This window comes from Cupriavidus sp. Met-2, from assembly GCF_049843575.1.
Taxonomy (GTDB): domain Bacteria; phylum Pseudomonadota; class Gammaproteobacteria; order Burkholderiales; family Burkholderiaceae; genus Cupriavidus; species Cupriavidus metallidurans.
Window position 1 is genome coordinate 403,282 of sequence record NZ_JBBHZL010000002.1, and the last position, 15,652, is coordinate 418,933.

At 63.6% G+C, this 15,652-nt stretch carries 16 protein-coding genes; 3 read left to right on the plus strand and 13 right to left on the minus strand.

The features are described 5' to 3' along the window. Positions 1–39: 39 nt before the first annotated feature. The 4 genes from WD006_RS07095 to ndk are packed head-to-tail and all read right to left on the minus strand — an operon-like array spanning position 40 to position 3,490. Positions 40–1,095: a RodZ domain-containing protein gene (locus WD006_RS07095; RefSeq protein ID WP_029307561.1), complete on the minus strand. Its 1,056-nt coding sequence runs from the start codon at positions 1,093–1,095 to the stop codon at positions 40–42. Beyond that, positions 1,088–1,864 carry a type IV pilus biogenesis/stability protein PilW gene (gene pilW / locus WD006_RS07100; protein WP_011516821.1) on the minus strand — a complete coding sequence of 259 codons (777 nt, stop codon included), beginning with the start codon at positions 1,862–1,864 and terminating at the stop codon, positions 1,088–1,090. The genes WD006_RS07095 and pilW overlap by 8 nt, the downstream gene beginning before the upstream one ends. Next, positions 1,861–3,015 carry a 23S rRNA (adenine(2503)-C(2))-methyltransferase RlmN gene (rlmN, locus tag WD006_RS07105; RefSeq protein ID WP_029307560.1) on the minus strand — a complete coding sequence of 385 codons (1,155 nt, stop codon included), beginning with the start codon at positions 3,013–3,015 and terminating at the stop codon, positions 1,861–1,863. The genes pilW and rlmN overlap by 4 nt, the downstream gene beginning before the upstream one ends. Before the next feature lie 49 nt (positions 3,016–3,064). After that, a complete protein-coding gene (gene ndk, locus WD006_RS07110; protein WP_011516823.1) occupies positions 3,065–3,490 on the minus strand; it encodes a nucleoside-diphosphate kinase in 426 nt (141 codons plus the stop codon). 340 nt (positions 3,491–3,830) lie between these two features. On the opposite strand from ndk, the gene WD006_RS07115 reads away from it, so the two are divergent. Further along, entirely contained in the window at positions 3,831–4,538 is a 708-nt protein-coding gene (locus tag WD006_RS07115) for a Bax inhibitor-1/YccA family protein (RefSeq protein ID WP_011516824.1), read from the plus strand. 65 nt (positions 4,539–4,603) lie between these two features. Here the strand turns inward: WD006_RS07115 and rlmD are convergent, their stop codons facing one another. Continuing rightward, positions 4,604–6,079: a 23S rRNA (uracil(1939)-C(5))-methyltransferase RlmD gene (rlmD, locus tag WD006_RS07120; protein WP_080711392.1), complete on the minus strand. Its 1,476-nt coding sequence runs from the start codon at positions 6,077–6,079 to the stop codon at positions 4,604–4,606. Positions 6,080–6,094: 15 nt separating this feature from the next. Here rlmD and WD006_RS07125 point away from each other — a divergent pair, with 15 nt between their 5' ends. Further along, on the plus strand, positions 6,095–6,949 hold the full coding sequence (locus WD006_RS07125) for an endonuclease/exonuclease/phosphatase family protein (protein WP_029307558.1): 855 nt from the start codon (positions 6,095–6,097) through the stop codon (positions 6,947–6,949). 1 nt (position 6,950) lies between these two features. On the opposite strand, the gene WD006_RS07130 is transcribed toward WD006_RS07125, so the two are convergent. The 5 genes from WD006_RS07130 to surE form a co-directional block, all read right to left on the minus strand. Then, positions 6,951–7,787, minus strand: coding sequence for a 3'-5' exonuclease (locus tag WD006_RS07130; RefSeq protein WP_029307557.1), 837 nt, complete (start codon positions 7,785–7,787; stop codon positions 6,951–6,953). Further along, complete coding sequence (rpoS, locus tag WD006_RS07135) at positions 7,784–8,944, minus strand: RNA polymerase sigma factor RpoS (RefSeq protein ID WP_011516828.1); 1,161 nt, start codon at positions 8,942–8,944, stop codon at positions 7,784–7,786. Before rpoS ends, WD006_RS07130 begins: the two co-directional genes overlap by 4 nt. A 6-nt stretch (positions 8,945–8,950) precedes the next feature. Then, positions 8,951–9,838, minus strand: a complete 888-nt coding sequence (locus tag WD006_RS07140) for a peptidoglycan DD-metalloendopeptidase family protein (RefSeq protein ID WP_029307556.1) — start codon at positions 9,836–9,838, stop codon at positions 8,951–8,953. A gap of 8 nt (positions 9,839–9,846) precedes the next feature. Next, complete coding sequence (locus tag WD006_RS07145) at positions 9,847–10,755, minus strand: protein-L-isoaspartate(D-aspartate) O-methyltransferase (protein ID WP_024570123.1); 909 nt, start codon at positions 10,753–10,755, stop codon at positions 9,847–9,849. A gap of 88 nt (positions 10,756–10,843) precedes the next feature. Beyond that, positions 10,844–11,596, minus strand: coding sequence for a 5'/3'-nucleotidase SurE (surE, locus tag WD006_RS07150; RefSeq protein ID WP_011516831.1), 753 nt, complete (start codon positions 11,594–11,596; stop codon positions 10,844–10,846). Between the two features lie 178 nt (positions 11,597–11,774). Here surE and WD006_RS07155 point away from each other — a divergent pair, with 178 nt between their 5' ends. Next, a complete protein-coding gene (locus WD006_RS07155) occupies positions 11,775–12,749 on the plus strand; it encodes an NADPH:quinone oxidoreductase family protein (RefSeq protein ID WP_029307555.1) in 975 nt (324 codons plus the stop codon). A 68-nt stretch (positions 12,750–12,817) separates the two neighbouring features. Here WD006_RS07155 and WD006_RS07160 read toward each other — a convergent pair whose 3' ends face one another. The 3 genes from WD006_RS07160 to WD006_RS07170 all read right to left on the minus strand — a co-directional run bounded on the left by WD006_RS07160 (position 12,818) and on the right by WD006_RS07170 (position 15,595). After that, positions 12,818–13,609, minus strand: coding sequence for an ABC transporter permease (locus WD006_RS07160; protein ID WP_029307554.1), 792 nt, complete (start codon positions 13,607–13,609; stop codon positions 12,818–12,820). Positions 13,610–13,636: 27 nt separating this feature from the next. Then, the gene (locus tag WD006_RS07165) at positions 13,637–14,449 is read right to left on the minus strand and encodes an ABC transporter ATP-binding protein (protein ID WP_011516834.1); all 813 of its coding nucleotides are present in this window, start codon (positions 14,447–14,449) and stop codon (positions 13,637–13,639) included. A gap of 102 nt (positions 14,450–14,551) precedes the next feature. Continuing rightward, positions 14,552–15,595, minus strand: coding sequence for an ABC transporter substrate-binding protein (locus tag WD006_RS07170; RefSeq protein WP_029307553.1), 1,044 nt, complete (start codon positions 15,593–15,595; stop codon positions 14,552–14,554). Between the last annotated feature and the right edge of the window lie 57 nt (positions 15,596–15,652).

Below are 15,652 nucleotides of genomic sequence, written 5' to 3' on the forward strand. Positions count from 1 at the left end.
ACCTTTTCTTGCATGGCTGGCCGCGCCACCCGCAGCGCATTACTGCAGGGTCATGCGGGCCACATTATTCCGGTTGGACGCCTGAAAGTTCACTGCGGCACCATTGTGCGTCAGCGACTCAACGCCCTTCACATTCCCGAGAATGACCTTGTAGGGCCCGCCCGCGCCACCGCCCGACACGGTATCGCCAGCCTTGGCGGTACCGCCAAGAATGACCTTGCCGGTGCGGTCTCGTACTTCATACCAGCTATCGGCCGAGAAACGGATCTGCACAGCACCCGCACTGTCGCCCTGCGCAGCGGGAACCGTGGCAGGCGGCGTAGCGGCTGGCGTCTTTGCCGCCTCGGCGGGAGCCTCTCCACCCGTGACCATCGGCAAACCCGCCGACGTGGTAGCCGGGGCCGGCGTGACGGCCACGGACTGCGCGGCCGATGCCGACGCAGTCTCGGACGGTGCTGGCGAGTCGTTGCCGGTCATCACCGGCGGCAACGCTGCGCTCACCGTGCCATCGTTATTGCTCTGCTCCTGGGCCCGCTCCTCGGCAACAGCCGGTTTGGGCGCCTCGGCCGCGGCCTTGCTGCGGGCCTCGACCCACGCCTTGGCATGATCAAAGCCGAAATATCCGCCAACGCCGATCAAGGCCAGCACGCAAACCAGCCAGACCCAGCGCCCACCGGCACCACCGCCAGTACCCTTCGAACCGAAGCGCTTGCGATCGTCGAAAGCCTGATTGAGTGCGCCCTCATGACGCTGCGTGATCCCGGTAACTGGCGTGGCCTGAGCCTGCGCGTGATAGCGCCCCAGCAACCCGTCGATATTCACCTGGAGCGTCCGCGCGTAAGCACGCATCACACCCTTCGCGAACGTCACATCGGGCAGGCTCGATACATTGCCCGACTCAATGGCGACGAGCTTCGACGCTGCCACCTTCAGTCGTGCACTGACATCTTCCAGAGAAAGCCGCTGCGCCTCGCGAGCGTCTTTCAATTTCGCCCCGATCTCGCGGGCAACAGCCTCGCGGTCAGAGTCTGTCGCGCCACCGCCGACGTGACCCGTCGTCGCGGCCTGGCTGTCGGCGCGCTCTTGTTCACTCATCCCAAGCTCCTCTCTCGTATGCGGTCAACTCGCGCGAGTCGGGGAACCGGCTGCGCAGTTGTGCCGTGAGTGCGTTCTGTGTTTCGGTATCGCCCTGTCGGCGGGCGATGCGCGCACCCAGCCAGAGGGATTGCGCGCTGGCAAAGCGGCTGCTGTTGACGCGGCCAACGTAGTCCTTGGCCTGCGGCATCTCCCCGCGTTGGAAACTGAGCTGCGCGAGGTTCGTCAGCAACGCCGGATCATTGCGGTCGTAGCCATAGGCCGTCTGGAGACTCTTCTGCGCCGAAATCAGGTCGCCATTGCGCATCTCGCAGGCGCCCAAGTTCGTCAGCGGCTTGACGGGGCCGTTCATGGACGGCGCCTGCACCGCGCGCTGCAGCATGGCCTTCGCCTCTGCGTAGCGGTTGTTCTGGCACAGGAACCAGCCGTAGTTGTTCAACACGTCCGGGTCGCTGTCACGCATGCTCAGCGCGGTGCGGAAACTGTCTTCGGCCAGGGCGGTCTCGTTCATGCCCATGTAGACCAGCGCCCGAACGTGATAGGCGTCGACCAGCGTCGGATCGATATTGATGGCCTGCTTGACCTCGTCAAGCGCCACCGAATACTGGCGCGCCTCGAGGTACTGCGTGGCCAGGCGCAGCCTGATACTGGCGCGCTTGTCGGCCGGAGTCTGATCGGAAGCGGTCTTGATGTCCTGGGCGGGTGCAGGCGGCAACGAACAGGCGGACAGCATCAGCCCGAACAGGGCAGCAACGATCAGACGGGTCATGCAGGACGGGCCTCCCGGGGGGCGCCGGCGTCAGCCACCGGCACCAGTGGCGTGATCTTGCCGAACTTGCCGCGCTCGGCCAGACGGGTACGATCCATGACTTCGCCAGCAAGCTGGCCACACGCGGCGTCGATGTCGTCGCCACGTGTTTTGCGGATCGTCGTGACAATCCCCGCATCCATCAATACCTGGGCGAAGCGGCGAATCTGCTCGTTGTTCGAGCGCTTCAGCCCCGATTCCGGGAACGGGTTGAACGGAATCAGGTTGAACTTGCAAGGCACGTCGGCCACAAGCTTCAGCAGTTCCCGCGCATGTTCGACGCCATCGTTGACGCCATCGAGCATGCAGTATTCGAAAGTAATGAAATCGCGCGGCGCGAATTCCAGGTAGCGGCGACAAGCCGCCATCAGCTCCGCCAGCGGGTACTTGCGGTTGAGCGGCACGAGCACGTCGCGCAGCGCATCGTTCGAGGCGTGCAGCGAAACCGCCAGCGCCACGGGCAAGTCCTTCGACAGACGGTCCATCATCGGCACTACGCCGGACGTGGACAACGTCACGCGCCGACGCGACAGGCCGTACGCATTATCATCGAGCATCAGCCGCATGGCCGGCACGACCGCGTCATAGTTGAGCAGCGGCTCGCCCATGCCCATCATCACCACATTGGAGATGACACGCTCGTCCTTGGGGCCGCGACCCAGCTGGGCACGCATCGCGAACTCGGCCATCCAGAGCTGGCCGATAATCTCGCCGGTGGAGAGATTGCGCGAAAAACCTTGCTTGCCGGTCGAACAGAATCGGCAATTGACGGCGCACCCCGCCTGCGACGACACACACAGCGTGCCGCGCGTGTCCTCGGGGATGTACACCGTCTCCACCGCGTTGCCGTCCCCCACATCGAGCAGCCATTTGCGCGTGCCATCGGACGACGTATTGTCCGAAATGGCAGCGGGCGAGCGGATCTCGGCACGCGTCGCGAGCTTTTCGCGCAGCGACTTGGCGAGATCCGTCATGGCGTCGAAGTGGCTGGCTCCAAACTGGTGGATCCAGCGCTGCAACTGCCGCGCACGGAATGGCTTCTCGCCGAGCTCGCCGCAATAGGCAGTGAGCGCGTCCGCGTCGAGATCGAGCAGGTTGACGAGATTATTCATGACGGCAGTTCCAACTTGACTACAGGTTCAGTCGTGATGTCAGAGACAATCAGCGGCTGTAAACGTTCATACCCGGGAAGAAGAAAGCCACTTCCACGGCAGCCGTTTCCGGAGCGTCCGAACCGTGCACGGCGTTAGCGTCGATGCTGTCGGCGAAATCGGCGCGGATCGTGCCCTTTTCAGCCTTCTTCGGGTCGGTGGCGCCCATCAGGTCGCGGTTCTTGGCGATAGCGCTTTCGCCTTCCAGAGCCTGGATCATGACCGGGCCCGAAACCATGAAGTCCACCAGGTCCTTGAAGAACGGGCGCGCCTTGTGAACAGCGTAGAACTGCTCGGCTTCACCGCGCGACAGGTGAACCATCTTGGCTGCAACGACTTTCAGGCCAGCGGCCTCGAAACGGGCGTAGATCTGGCCGATAACGTTCTTGGCCACGGCATCCGGCTTGATAATCGACAGGGTGCGTTCGATCGCCATGAAAAACTCCGAAAAATGAAGGGGTTACAAATGGATTAAACGTGCAATTCTAGCACGACCGCATGACGGTTTCGAACATGCCTGCCAATGCATTTCCGGGCGCGCCCAACGCCGCAGACCGTCAAGCAAAAAGATATCTATAGATAACTTATTGCCCAGGAATCACGGGAACGGAAGCGCGCGGACCCCGTCAAATGTTTGCGTTTTCGGAAAACAACTATTGAACGGGGATATTGTCCATACAAAGCCCCCTTGCAAATCCGCGGGCGCGATGCCACATTGGCGCTGTGCTGGCCGGGTTGCCCCGGCGCCTCACTGATATCTGATGACAGGAGTCACCATGAACAACAAGCTGAATACCTATGGGTTCGGCAATAGTGCTGCGAGCGTCACTGATGTAGCCGTCCGCAACCGGGTCCTTCGTAATACTTACTGGCTGCTGGCCATTTCGATGATTCCAACCGTGATCGGCGCCTGGATCGGCGTGGTCACTGGTTTCACCGCGATGATCGCTGGCAGCCCGATGATGTCGGCCGTGCTGTTCCTCGCGGTCGCCTTCGGCTTCATGTTCGCCATCGAGAAGACCAAGAACAGCGGCATGGGCGTGGTCCTGCTGCTGGCCTTCACCTTCTTCATGGGTCTGATGCTGGCACGCATCCTCAGCTTCACGCTGTCGTTCTCGAACGGCCCCGCGCTGATCATGTACGCCTTTGGCGGTACCGCAGCGGTTTTCGGCGTGATGGCCACCATTGCCAGCGTGAGCAAGCGTGATTTCTCCGGCTTGGCCAAGTTCCTGTTCGTCGGCGTGATCCTGCTGATCCTGGCCAGCCTGGCCAACATCTGGCTGCAACTGCCGGCGCTGATGATCACGCTGTCGGTGATCGCCATCGGCATCTTCTCGGCGTTCATCCTGGTGGACGTGCAGCGCGTGGTGAATGGCGGCGAAACCAACTACGTGACCGCCACGCTCGCGATCTACCTGGACGTGTACAACGTGTTCGTGAACCTGCTGGCCCTGCTCGGCATCGCAGGCGGCAGCCGCGACTGACCTGCATCTGCCAACGAAAAAAAGCCGCCCTCGGGCGGTTTTTTTCATGGGTGCGCCATGTGGATTCAGTCGCGCTCGAACACCGCGATCGACTCCACGTGCGACGTATGCGGGAACATATTGACCACGCCCGCGCCGGCCAGGCGGTAGCCGGCCTCGTGCACCAGCAAGCCCGCGTCACGCGCCAGCGTCGCCGGACTGCACGACACATAGACGATACGCTTCGGCAGCACGTCGCTACCGGCCTGACTCAGTTCAGCAAGCGCCTTGCAGACAGCCAGCGCACCCTCGCGCGGCGGGTCTACCAGCCAGCGGTCGAAGCGGCCCAGCGCTGCGATGTCCTCGGCGGTCACCTCGAACAGATTGCGGCAGGCGAAGGACGTCTTGGCTGCCAGCCCGTTGTACTCGGCATTGGCCAGCGCACGCGTGGTCAGCACCTCGCTTCCCTCGATCCCCATGACAGATGCACCCTGCGTCGCCAGCGGCAGCGTGAAATTGCCGATGCCGCAGAACAGGTCGAGCAGGCGGTCAGTCGGCTTCGCATCCAGCAGACGTAGCGCGCGACCAATCAGCACGCGATTGATCTGGTGATTGACCTGCGTGAAGTCGGTCGGCTTGAACGGCATCCGGATGCCGAACTCGGGCAGTGTATAGGCCAGCTCCTGCTCGGCCGGATAAAACGGATAGACCGTGTCCGGCCCCTTCGGCTGGAGCCAGAACTGCACCTGATGCTGATCGGCGAAGGCCCGCAGCAAGTCCTTGTCGGCGTCGTTGAGCGGCTCCAGGACGCGCAACACAAGTGCGGTCACCTCCGCACCAACGGCCAGTTCGATCTGCGGCATCCGATCATGGATCGACAGGCCGCCCACCAATTCGCGCAGCGGCACCAGCATTGCCGACACATGCGGCGGCAGGATCTCGCAGTGCGTCATGTCCGCCACATAGCTGCTCTTGCGCTCGTGGAAGCCCACCAGCACTCCACCCTTCTTGACAACGTGCCGCACCGTCAGACGGGCGCGGTAGCGATAGCCCCAATCCGGGCCCGCGATCGGGCGGAACACGACGTCGGGCTTCACCTTCGACAGGTGCCAGAGATTGTCTTCGAGCACACGCTGCTTGATTGCCAGTTGCGCGCGCGAGTCCAGGTGCTGCATCGAGCAGCCGCCGCACACGCCAAAATGCTGGCAACCCGGCTTCACCCGCATGACGGAGGCCTGCTTCACCTCGACGAGTTGGGCCTGTTCGTAGCTAGGCTTGCGGCGATAGCTGCGATACGCAACCGTCTCGCCGGGCAGCGCACCCTCGACGAAAATCACCTTGCCTGGCGTGCCGTCCTCGTTCTCCAGACGGCCGACGCCACGCGCCTCCATGTCGAGGCTGTCGATCTTGACGACGGGATCATTGGAAGCGGCGGAAGCGGCAGATGCCGCTTCCGGGTGGCTTGTCGGATTGGGCTGGGAAGACACGGCTTGAGACACCAGTGGGACCTGTCGTATTGTTTTGCAGAAGCGCGATTGTAGTCCAGTCGCGGCGCCCGACATCGAAGGGGGCAGGCTATGGAACTGATTTCGTGGAATATCCAGTGGGGCCGCGGGGCCGACGGCAAGGTCGATCTCGCCCGCATTGTCGACACCCTGCGTGGAATGGCCGATGCCGACGTGCTCTGCCTGCAGGAAATCACGCGCGGCTTCAGCGACCTTGCCGGCCACCCCGGCCCCGATCAGGTGGCCGAACTCTCCGCCCTGCTGCCGGACTACCAGGTAATCTTCGCCCCCGGCGTCGACCGCACCCACCGTGACGGCAGCCCGCGCCAGTTCGGTAACGCAATCGCCACTCGCCTGCCTGTGCGCGAGATCTTCCGCCATGCCTTGCCCTGGCCCGCCGATCCCGATGTCGCGTCGATGCCCCGCGTGGCACTGGAAGTCACGGTGCAGGCCGGCAGTCGACTGCTGCGCATCATCTGCACGCACCTGGAGTATTACTCGACATCGCAGCGCGCGGCGCAGACCGAAGCGTTACGCGACTGGCATGTGCAGGCTTGCGACCACGCGCGCCACCCGGGTCGATCGGAAAACCGGCCGGGCCCGTTCACACCGGAACCCCGGCCGAGCGAGGCGATCCTGTGCGGCGACTTCAACAGCCGACCGGAAGATGGGGCCTATCTGCGCATGGTCGAAACCTATGGCGGCGTCACGCCGGATTGGCACGACGCATGGATCCATATGCATCCTGGGCAACCGCACGCGCCCACCTGCGCGCTGTTCGACAAGGAACAATGGCCGGAGCCACCCTTCGCCTGTGACTTCGTATTCGTGACGGACGATCTGCTCGGGAATGTGCGCCGGTGCGAGGTCAACGACCGCACCGATGCATCGGACCATCAGCCGATCCACCTGACGATGGATCTGTAGGTCAGTCGTCGTCCTCGCTCTCCGGGCTCATCGGCTGGAGTCGGAACGCCCGCAGGTATTCCATCCACTGTTCCCCGGGAAGCTCTGCCAGCGTCTCCTGGGTCAGTGCCACCTCCATATCGAACTCGCGCGGCGTCAGGCCACCGCGCATGAGTTGAAAGCGGCAGTACATCAGGTACGTGTTGACGACATCGGTCTCGCAGTAGTCGCGGATCTCTTTCAGCTTCCCCGCCTGATAGGCTTCCCAGACCTTGCTGCCGTCCATCCCCATCTTCCCGGGGAATCCACACAGCTTCGCCAGATCGTCGAGTGGCGCGCTCGCGCGCGGCTGGTACATCGCCAGCAGGTCCATCAGGTCGAGGTGCCGCATGTGATAGCGGCTAATGTAGTTGTTCCACTTGAAGTCGCGGCTATCGTCGTCGCGGCCCTCGCCCATTTCCCAGTAGCGCGGCGCAGAGACGCCGTGAACCAAGCCACGGTAGTGCAGCACGGGCAGATCGAAGCCGCCACCATTCCAGGACACGAGTTGCGGGCTATAGCGCGCAATCAATTCGTAGAACTTCTGGATCAGCGTTGCCTCGCCATCCTCGAGCGTGCCCAGCGAGCCGACATGAAACACCGCCGATCCGTCGCGTTGCGTCCGGCGCAGCACGCACGAAATGGCGGCCACGCGTTGCAGGTAGTGCGGCAGGAAGTCGGAACCGGTCTTCTCCCGGCGGGCGGCAAACGCATGCTCGGCGACTTCGGCGTCGCTCATCGATGCGGGATGGTCATGCAAACGGCGCAGGCCGTCGACATCGGGAATTGTCTCGATGTCGAATACCAGCACAGGGGTCATAGAACGGCGTCCTTGCGTACACCTTGCGAAGCGAAATGCCGTTTGAGCTTGACCAGCGCTTCCTGCTGGATCTGACGCACGCGCTCGCGCGTGAGACCCATTTCCTCGGCCAGCTCCTCGAGCGTGGCCGGCTCGATGTGATTGAGGCCGAAACGGCGCTCCACCACATAGCGATGCTTCTCCGACAGGCGCGCCAGCCAGAGTTTCATCAGGTTTTCCAGCTCGCGGTGGGCCACTTCCTGATCGGGTGCGGCGTTATGCTCGTCGGAAAGGAAATCGAGCAGGCTGGAGCCCGGGTCGAGGTCGAACGGCGTGTCGAGCGAGGTGGTATGTTCATTGAGTGCCAGCACGTCCTGCACCTCGTCCGGCGTCTTGCCGAGCAGGTGAGCGATGTCCTCGAGGCTGGCGTCGCGGCCATCGGTGCCACCTTTTTCAAGATGGCGCTTGGCGCGCAGTACCTGGTTGAGTTCGCGAATCACGTGCACAGGCAAGCGCACGGTGCGTGCCTGGTTCATGATCGCGCGCTCGATGCTCTGGCGAATCCACCAGGTCGCATACGTCGAAAAGCGGAATCCGCGCGAAGGATCGAATTTCTCGATCGCGTGCATCAGGCCCAGGTTGCCTTCCTCGATCAAGTCGAGCAGCGGCACGCCCCGATTCAGATAGCCCTTGGCGATGCTGACCACGAGACGCAGATTGCGCTCGATCATCACCTGACGCGCGGAAAAGTCACCGCCCTTGGCCAGCGTGGAGAAATGGAGTTCCTCCGGCGCGGAGAGCAGCGGCTTGATGCTGATGCGATTGAGATAATGCTGGACCGTGTCGGCGGCGAGTTCCGTGTGCAACACGGTACGGAAGTCATCGGGCTCGGCAGTGGTCTCACTGCTGCCCTCTTCCTCATCCTCTTCGGATTCTTCCTCGTCGCCGTCATCGTGATCGGCGTCGTCCGCATTCAAGTCCGTGTTGCGCAGGCCGACGCGCGAAACTGGCGCGATCGGTTCGTCGGCGACGGGTACCAGTTCGGCGGCCGGATCGTCGCCGAACATTTCCGTGTCGATCCCGCCGTCAGGTCTTGCCACTCCAGCCTTTCCTTCCGGCTGCTTGGGACGACGGGTCCTGCTGACAACTCCGGATGAGACAGTTTTCTGGCGTGGCATGAAACCTCACTGTGGCGGCAGATACCGCATCGGATCGACCGGTTTCCCGTTTTTGCGGACCTCGAAGTGCAGCTTGACCCTGTCAGAATCACTGTTACCCATTTCGGCAATCTTTTGGCCCTTGCGGACCGTAGATTGCTCTGTGACCAGCACCTTGTCGTTGTGCCCGTAGGCCGTCAAGTACGTGTCATTGTGTTTGATGATGACAAGATTCCCGTAGCCGCGCAAGGGGCCAACGTGAATCACTCGCCCCTCATCGGCGGCCAGGACTGCATCGCCCTTTTTACCCGCAATATCAATGCCTTTGTTGCTCTTCTCGTCAAATTTACCGATCAATTGGCCGCTGGCCGGCCAGCCCAGGCGAATATCGGACGCCGGCGCGGAAGCCGATGCCGAAGGCGTTGCTGCCGGGGCTGCCGCGGCCGATGCAGGCGCCGCCGCTACAGCGGCTGGCGTGCTGGTCGTCGCGCCGACAGGCGCGCCTACCGGACGGGATGAATCGATCGGCTGGGACTGGACGACACCCGACGCCACCGGGGCGGTTGCCACGCCAGGCGCGGCGTTCACGTCGGCACCCGGCGGCACCACGCGCAACAGTTGGCCAACCTCTATCTGGTTCGCATTGGCCATATTGTTCCAGCTCGCCACATCCCGATACGACTGGCCATTTTCGAGCGCGATACGGTAAAGCGTATCGCCTCGCTTGACCCGATAGTATCCGGGCGGCGCCGGCTCGGTGGAGGCTGCCTGCTGGGCGCCGGCCGTGGAGGTGCGATCCACCACAGGGGCGGGCATGGGGGAGTTGGCGCAGGCGGCCAGGACGGCCGCGATCGCCACGACGCTTAAACGTTGTCCGACTCGCGCGAAAGAATCCGATTTCACGATGTTGTGCATAGTTCGACTCAGATGGTGCCCGATTTTAAGGGCACAAAGAAAACCGCTTCAAGCGCAGTTCTGTGAAAACGATGCCGGTTGAGGCGCTCGATCAGCAGCAACTGCTGCGTCACGGTCTGCCCGGGCGCGCCAGAGCTGGGCGCGACCACCGGGGCGATCAGCCGCCCGCCGATGGCCAGTTGTTCCAGCAACGCCTGCGGAACCTCCATGCCAGCGGCGGCCAGGATGATCGACGAAAACGGCGCGGCCTGCGGCAGGCCAAGCATCCCGTCGCCGTAATGCAACCGGATGTTTGGCACGCGTAACGGCCGCAGGTTCGCCTTGGCTTGTTCGTGCAGCGGACGAATCCGCTCTATGGAGAACACTTCCTGCGCCACCAGACTCAGCACGGCCGCCTGATAACCGCAGCCGGTGCCGATCTCCAGCACGCGCGCCAGCGCGTGATCGGATGACATCCCTTCGCGCAGCAACTCAATCATGCGCGCCACCACGGACGGCTTCGAAATGGTTTGCTGATGTCCAATCGGCAACGCGGCGTCTTCGTACGCCTGGGAAGCCAGGCCCGGCTCCATGAACAGGTGGCGCGGCACCGTGGCAATGGCGCCAAGCACCCGCTCGTCGCGAATGCCGCCGGCGCGCAGGCGGGCTGCCAATGCCGCCCGAGCCCGATCCGATGCCATCCCACCCCCGCCAGCCACCGCTGCGGACGCCCGAGCTTCCACGGCACTGCCCGGCGGCGGCGGTGCAACCGGTGGAGCCGCCGGCTTGCGCGGCTTGACGGCCGTCGGTGCCGGCGCCGGGGATGCCGCGCGCTTGCCGACCGCAGGCATTCCGGCGGTTCTTGCTGGCGCGGGCTTGCGCTCAACCACCGCATCGAGCGGAAGTGGAAAGCGGGATCGGCGCGGCGTGGAACTCATTTGAACTGGTACGGCAATCTGACGGATACGCGCGGGCAGGCGCGGGGATTCGGTGTGAACGACTGAAGGCAGCGTGGCGATGACACGCTCACCCCAGCCACTGTTCGATTTTTTCGAGCTGGCCGCGATGAGTCAGGTCCAGCTGCAACGGAGTCAGCGAGACGTAGCCATTGGCGGTCGCGTGAAAATCGGTGCCTTCGCTCGCGTCGCGCGCGTCGCCAGCCGGCCCGATCCAGTAATTGGTTTCCCCGCGCGGATTCACCTGCACCACCACCGGTTGTGACGGATGCCGCTTGCCGAGACGCGTGGCGCGGTGCCCGCGGATATGTTCGTACGGCAGGTTCGGGATATTGACGTTGAGCAGCAGCGGCTCCGTCGGCGGGCGGGCTATCACATGCTCGACGATCTCGCGCGCCACGCGCGCCGCGGCGTCCAGATGCTCCCAGCCGTGATTGACCTGCGAGAACGCGATCGACGGAATCCCGAACAGATAGCCCTCGATGGCTGCGGCCACCGTGCCCGAGTACAGGACGTCCTCGCCCATGTTCTGCCCCTGGTTGATCCCGGAGACCACCAGATCGGGCATATCATCGAGCAGGCCAGTCAGCGCCACGTGCACGCAATCGGTCGGCGTGCCATTGATGAAGCGAAAACCCTTCTGCACGCCCTCCCGCGCTTCGTAGACAGACAGTGGCCGCTGCAACGTCAGCGAATTCGATGCCCCGCTATGGTTCTGTTCGGGTGCGATCACGGTCACGCGCGCCAAGGGGGCGAGCGCGGCGTGGAGGACGGCGAGTCCCGGCGCGAGGTAGCCGTCATCGTTGGCGAGGAGGATATGCATGGCCGCGATTGTACCCGAGCAAAGCGGCGCGGGAGCGTCATCGTGCGCCCGGACATGCGGCGCCCGAATGGACGTCATGCAGCGATTTTTCGAACAGAACGACCGTGCTTTTCCTGCGCTACACTTGCCCGCAGCGCATGCGTACCCCCGCGCATGCCCCATTCCAACTGGAGACACAATGAAAGCCGTACTGTGCAAAGCCTGGGGCCCGCCCGACTCCCTGACCCTGGAAACGCTGCCCGATCTCGTGCCGGGCGACGGCGAGGTCGTCATCGACGTCAAGGCAGCCGGCGTCAACTTTCCCGATGTCCTGATCATTCAGAACAAGTACCAGGCCAAGCCGGAGCTGCCGTTCTCGCCGGGCTCCGAGCTGGCCGGCGTGGTCAATGCCGTTGGCGCGGGGGTCACGCACGTCAAGCCCGGCGACAAGGTCATCGCCTACCTCGGCAACGGCGCGTTCGCCAGCCAGGCCAAGGCGCCCGCCAAGGCCGTGGTGCCGATGCCTCCGGGCATCGACTTCGACGTGGCGGCGGCGTTCACGCTGACCTACGGCACATCCCACCATGCCGTGGTGGACCGTGGTGAGCTCAAGGCCGGTGAAACGATGCTGGTGCTGGGCGCGGCCGGTGGCGTGGGCCTGGCAGCCATCGAGATCGGCAAGGCCATCGGCGCGCGTGTGATCGCCGCGGCTTCCACCGATGAAAAGCTGGCAGTCTGCAAGGAACACGGCGCGGATGCGCTGATCAACTACAGCACCGAGGACCTGCGCGAGCGCGTCAAGGCGCTGACCGACGGCAAGGGCCCGGATGTCATCTATGACCCGGTGGGCGGCGTCTATGCAGAACCGGCGTTCCGCTCGATCGCCTGGCGCGGCCGCTATCTGGTGGTGGGTTTCGCCAACGGCGAAATCCCCAAGATACCGCTGAACCTGGCGCTGCTCAAGGGCGCGTCGCTGGTGGGCGTGTTCTGGGGTGAGTTCGCGCGCCGCGAACCGAAGGCCAACCAGGCCAACATGGCCCAGATGCTCGGCTGGATGAAGGAAGGCAAGATCCGCCCGCATATCTCGGCGCGGTATCCGCTGGAGCAGGCGCCGCAGGCGCTCAAGGACATGGAAGCCCGCAAGGTGACCGGGAAGATCGTCATCACGCCTTGAGTCGGACTTTTGTTTGCCCCCTCTCCCGCGAGCGGGAGAGGGGCGAAATCAGACCGCAGCTTCAAGCGTCAGAGCTTCTCCGTCTCCCCCGACTTCGGCTGCCACCGCATCAGGCGCTTCTCTCCCACCGTCACCATCCAGTCGAGCACCAGCGCGAACGCGGTCAGCACCACGATGCCCGCGAACACCGTGTTGATGTCGAAGGTGCCTTCAGCCTGCAGGATCAGGTAGCCAACGCCACGCGCCGACCCCAGGTATTCGCCCACCACCGCCCCGACAAACGCCAGGCCCACCGAGGTATGCAGCGAGGAGAACACCCAACTCGTGGCACTCGGCAGATAGACATGGCGCAGCAGTTGCCGCTTGTTGGCGCCGAGCATGCGCGCGTTGGCCAGTACCACCGGGCTCACTTCCTTGACACCCTGATAGACGTTGAAAAAGACGATGAAGAACACCAACGTCACCGCCAGCGCCACCTTCGACCAGATGCCGAGACCGAACCAGACCGCGAAAATCGGCGCCAGGATCACGCGTGGCATCGAGTTGGCAGCCTTGACGTAGGGATCGAGCACCGCCGAAGTGAACGGGCTCAGCGCCAGCCACAGGCCCACGCCCAGCCCGGACACGGTACCAATGCCGAATGCCAGCACCGTTTCGAGCAGCGTGACGCCCAGGTGCAGGTAGATATCACGCTCGACGATGAACCAGCTCCAGATGCGCTGCGCCACCATCAGCGGTTCACCAAAGAAGAACGCCACTTGCTGGGAACGCGTGGCCATGTGCCACACGATCAGTACCACCGCAAGAAGCAGAAGCTGCCAGACGCGCAGCATACCTTTTGAGTCGGGACGAAAAGCCATGTTCGATTGTTGTCCGATCGGGAAAACTCAGGCCGCCTTGCGCTGCTGCGCGTAGCCCTTGAGCACTTCTTCGCGCAGCACGTCCCAGATGGCGGCGTGCAGCTCCACGAAGCGCGGATGGTTGCGGATCTCGGCCACATCGCGCGGCCGCGGCAGGTCGATGGAGAACTCGCCGATCGGGTGCGTGCCCGGCCCAGCGGACAGCACCACCACGCGGTCACTCATCGCGATGGCCTCGTCAAGGTCGTGCGTAATGAACAGCACGGCCTTGCGTTTGGCCGCCCACAGGTCAAGCACCTCGTTCTCCATGAGCTGACGCGTCTGGATGTCCAGCGCCGAGAACGGCTCGTCCATCAGGATGATGTCCGGGTCCATCACCAGCGTCTGCGCCAGGCTCACGCGCTTGCGCATGCCGCCAGATAGCTGGTGCGGATAGCGATCGCCAAACCCGCCCAGCCCCACGCGCCGCAGCCATTCCTCGCCCTGCTTCACCGCTTCATCGCGCGGCACTCCGCGGAACTCCAGGCCGGCGATCACGTTGTCGAGCGCGCTGCGCCACGGCATCAGCGCTTCGGCCTGGAACATGTAGCCGGCACGCGCGTTGATGCCCTTGAGCGGCTCGCCAAAGACGCGCACGGTCCCGGTCGAGGGTTCGAGCAGGCCGGCCGATACATTCAGCAGCGTTGATTTGCCGCAGCCGGTGGGGCCCACGACAGAGACAAACTCGCCGGGCTGGATGGATAGCGTGACGTCGCGCACAGCGGTATAGCGCTGCGCGCGGTCTTCGCGCGAGACGAAGGTACAGGTCACGTTTTCGAGGGAAAGTGCAGGCGTGCTCATGACGGCATGACTCTGGGAAGCTTTCGCCCGCCGGACGGCTGGCGCGCGGCGGGCGACTGGGAGACGGCTCCTTGAGGGAGCCGGATCGGATACTGGCTTGTCTTACTTGTACTTGGCGTTGGCCTTCTGCACGAAGTTGTTCGTGAACGTGTTCTCGAGCTTGATCGCCTTGCCCTTGAGCTCCGGATCGAACTGCTGCAGCGTGTTCAGTGCCGTGTGCGGGCCATCGGCCGGCATCATGCCGTCCGGCGAAATCGCTTCCTTGACCTTGTCCCACGCGGCCAGGTACAGCGCGCGGTCGCCCAGCAGGTAGCTTTCCGGCACGGTCTTGACGATGTCCGACGGGCCAGCCTTCTGCAGCCACTTCAGCGCGCGCACCATGGCGTTGGCCATTGCCTGGGTGGTATTCGGGTTCTGCTGGATGAACGACACCGACGCATAGAGGCATCCCGACGGCATATTGCCGCCGAACACGGTCTGCGTTTCCTTGATCGTGCGCGTGTCCGAGGCGATCTTGACCTCGTTCTTTTGCGTCAGCATCGAGATCACCGGATCGAGGTTGGCCATGGCGTCGATCTGGCCCGAACGCATCGCGGCCACCGCGCCGGCGCTGGCGCCCACACCGATGAACGACACGTCGGACGGCTTCAGCCCGGCCTTGGCCAGCACGAAGTTAGCCATCATGTTGGTCGACGAACCCGGCGCGGTCACACCGATCTTCTTGCCCTTCAGGTCGGCGATCGACTTGAAGTTCGGCATGGTCTTGTTCGACACCACCAGCACGATCTGCGGCGCGCGGCCCTGGAGCACGAACTCCTGGTACTGCTGGCCCTTGGCCTGCAGGTTGATCGTGTGTTCGTACGCGCCCGACACCACGTCGGCACTGCCGCCGACCACGGCCTGCAGCGCCTTGGCGCCCCCGGCAAAGTCGACAATCTCGACATCGAGCCCTTCTTCCTTGAAGTAGCCCAGGCGCTCGGCGATCGTCAGCGGCAGGTAGTAGAACAGGTTCTTGCCCCCCACGGCGATGGTGACCTTGCTCTTCTCCGGCTTGCCCTGCGCCTGCGCGCTGCCGAATGTGAACCAGCCAGCCAGGAACAGCGCCAGCGCGATCAGCACCTGTTTCCAGAACTTCTTGTTGTACATATGGCTCTCCTGCCTTTTCTATTTCTGTTTGATCGAGGGGCGCGCCGCATGGCGGCT

What these genes read in the sequence shown, in the direction of transcription:
- WD006_RS07115 (WP_011516824.1), top strand. Translation starts at nt 3,831, where the DNA reads ATGAACAACAAGCTGAATACCTATGGGTTCGGCAATAGTGCTGCGAGC.
- surE (WP_011516831.1), bottom strand. Translation starts at nt 11,596, where the DNA reads ATGCATATCCTCCTCGCCAACGATGACGGCTACCTCGCGCCGGGACTC.
- WD006_RS07140 (WP_029307556.1), bottom strand. Translation starts at nt 9,838, where the DNA reads ATGCACAACATCGTGAAATCGGATTCTTTCGCGCGAGTCGGACAACGT.
- WD006_RS07170 (WP_029307553.1), bottom strand. Translation starts at nt 15,595, where the DNA reads ATGTACAACAAGAAGTTCTGGAAACAGGTGCTGATCGCGCTGGCGCTG.
- WD006_RS07095 (WP_029307561.1), bottom strand. Translation starts at nt 1,095, where the DNA reads ATGAGTGAACAAGAGCGCGCCGACAGCCAGGCCGCGACGACGGGTCAC.
- rlmN (WP_029307560.1), bottom strand. Translation starts at nt 3,015, where the DNA reads ATGAATAATCTCGTCAACCTGCTCGATCTCGACGCGGACGCGCTCACT.
- WD006_RS07155 (WP_029307555.1), top strand. Translation starts at nt 11,775, where the DNA reads ATGAAAGCCGTACTGTGCAAAGCCTGGGGCCCGCCCGACTCCCTGACC.
- rpoS (WP_011516828.1), bottom strand. Translation starts at nt 8,944, where the DNA reads ATGCCACGCCAGAAAACTGTCTCATCCGGAGTTGTCAGCAGGACCCGT.
- WD006_RS07160 (WP_029307554.1), bottom strand. Translation starts at nt 13,609, where the DNA reads ATGGCTTTTCGTCCCGACTCAAAAGGTATGCTGCGCGTCTGGCAGCTT.
- rlmD (WP_080711392.1), bottom strand. Translation starts at nt 6,079, where the DNA reads ATGTCGGGCGCCGCGACTGGACTACAATCGCGCTTCTGCAAAACAATA.
- WD006_RS07145 (WP_024570123.1), bottom strand. Translation starts at nt 10,755, where the DNA reads ATGAGTTCCACGCCGCGCCGATCCCGCTTTCCACTTCCGCTCGATGCG.
- pilW (WP_011516821.1), bottom strand. Translation starts at nt 1,864, where the DNA reads ATGACCCGTCTGATCGTTGCTGCCCTGTTCGGGCTGATGCTGTCCGCC.
- WD006_RS07130 (WP_029307557.1), bottom strand. Translation starts at nt 7,787, where the DNA reads ATGACCCCTGTGCTGGTATTCGACATCGAGACAATTCCCGATGTCGAC.
- WD006_RS07125 (WP_029307558.1), top strand. Translation starts at nt 6,095, where the DNA reads ATGGAACTGATTTCGTGGAATATCCAGTGGGGCCGCGGGGCCGACGGC.
- ndk (WP_011516823.1), bottom strand. Translation starts at nt 3,490, where the DNA reads ATGGCGATCGAACGCACCCTGTCGATTATCAAGCCGGATGCCGTGGCC.
- WD006_RS07165 (WP_011516834.1), bottom strand. Translation starts at nt 14,449, where the DNA reads ATGAGCACGCCTGCACTTTCCCTCGAAAACGTGACCTGTACCTTCGTC.